The 1,747-nt window shown below is 73.6% G+C and carries 2 protein-coding genes; one reads left to right on the top strand and one right to left on the bottom strand.

What is annotated here, in order from left to right:
* The coding region (locus ACWGKU_RS40970; RefSeq protein ID WP_452181088.1) for a serine/threonine-protein kinase at nt 1-968 on the bottom strand (968 nt) is incomplete at its 3' end.
* A gap of 406 nt (nt 969-1,374) precedes the next feature.
* On the opposite strand from ACWGKU_RS40970, the gene ACWGKU_RS40965 reads away from it, so the two are divergent.
* Nucleotides 1,375-1,572 carry a hypothetical protein gene (locus ACWGKU_RS40965; protein WP_359915397.1) on the top strand — a complete coding sequence of 66 codons (198 nt, stop codon included), beginning with the start codon at nt 1,375-1,377 and terminating at the stop codon, nt 1,570-1,572.
* The last annotated feature ends 175 nt before the right edge of the window (nt 1,573-1,747 follow it).

Genomic DNA, 1,747 nt, shown 5'->3' with positions numbered 1-1,747 from the left:
GCCCGGGCCCGTGCCGCGGCGGGCGGCTCGGGCGGGCGTCCGGGGGCCGGCACGCTCTGCCGCCCGTTCTCCTGCTGGGCCGGAGCGGGTGCGGGGGCGGCCCGTCCGGGTCGTGTGCCGCGGGCGCCGCCGGCGTTCCCGGCGGCCGCACCGCGCGCCGCCAGTTCGCTGAGCCGCTCGTGCAGCGCGGCGGCTCCGGGGCGTTCGGCGGGTTCCTTGGCCAGGCAGGCCCGGATCAGCGGCGCCAGTTGCGGCGGTACGGCGGAGAGGTCGGGCTCCTCGTGGACGACCCGGTACAGCATCACTTCGGAGGACGCCCCGGAGCCGAACGGGGTGTCCCCCGTGAGTGCGTACGCGAGGGTGGCCCCGAAGGCGAAGACGTCGGTGGCGGGCGTGACGGCGACCCCGCGCACCTGCTCGGGCGCGAGGAAGCCGGGGGAGCCGACCGCGGTGCCGACGTGGGTGAGCGTGCTGGCGCCGCGCGACCACGCGATGCCGAAGTCGATGATCCGCGGGCCTCGGGGCGAGAGCAGGATGTTGGACGGCTTGAGGTCCCGGTGGACCACCCCCGCCTCGTGCACCTTGACCAGTCCGTCGGCGAGCGCGGCCCCGATCCGGGCGGCCTCGGGCCAGTTGAGCGGTCCTTCGTCGCCGACCCGCTTGTAGAGCGAGGGCCCCGGCACGTACGCGGTGGCCAGCCAGGGCCGTTCGGTCTCGATGTCCGAGCCGACCACGCGCGCGGTGCAGCCGCCCCGGATCCGGGAGGCGGCGGCGATCTCGCGGGCGAAGCGGGTGCGGAACTCCTGGTCCTCGGCGAGCTCGGCGCGGATCAGCTTGAGGGCGACGCGCTGCCCGCGGCGGTCGGAGCCGAGGTAGACGACGCCCATGCCGCCGGCGCCCAGTCGCCGGTGCAGGCGGTACGGCCCGACGATGCGGGGGTCCTCACGCCTCAGCCGCATCATCGCCATGTTTCGTTCCCCGTCAGCCTGTGGGTGAGGCCCCGTCGGTTGGGCCATCGTCAGTTCCTGTCTGGCACAGCTTACGGACTGCCCGCTGCGGTGTGCTGATACGCAACACCTGAAGCCACCGTGCGATTGTCGGATCTTGCGTTGACCTGCAGGTCACAAGGACGTCGAAGGGCTTCTCGGGGTTGCCCCTCAGGGTTCCCTCGGGGGTCGGATGAGCCTTCCGTCCCCCTGCGGTAGTAGGCCCCGAGTCGGATCGTCATCCTCCCGGACGTCCGAGGAACAGTACGACGGCATGACGCCTGGAGGACCCTCCGGCCAATAGCGTTGTGTCCAGCGGTGGACGGGGAGCTCGTCCCCCGAGGTAAGCCGTCCACCGCGCCAACTCGACCGGATCAGGAGCAAGGACATGGCACCGCAGATCACGGGAACCCCCCGCCGTCGGCCGGCCTCCGTCCAGTCCCGGTCCACCGAGCAGCCCACGCGGCACCCCGCCGTGGCGCTGGCCATGGCCCTGCCGTGCGCCGTGCTCCTGGTGCTGCTGTTCGGCGGGTGGGAGCAGATGGCGAACCAGGCCCAGGCCGTCGCCGATCTGATCACCCGCTGAGCGGGGAAAGAAGGACACCGGCCCCGAGGCCGGTCGAAGACGGGCACCGATCCCCTGGGGACGGGGAGCGGTGCCGCCGGGGAGGCCGCGGCCGCGATGACACGCGGACGGGCGAGAGCGGTGCGCAGAGCGCCCCGGCAGGCGGAGACGCCGCGTACGGACGTCGGTGAGGGCG

It is taken from the genome of Kitasatospora sp. NPDC054768 (assembly GCF_053612025.1).
The sequence above is the reverse complement of the archived record's forward strand: the minus strand, read 5'-3'. Positions and strand labels throughout refer to the sequence as shown.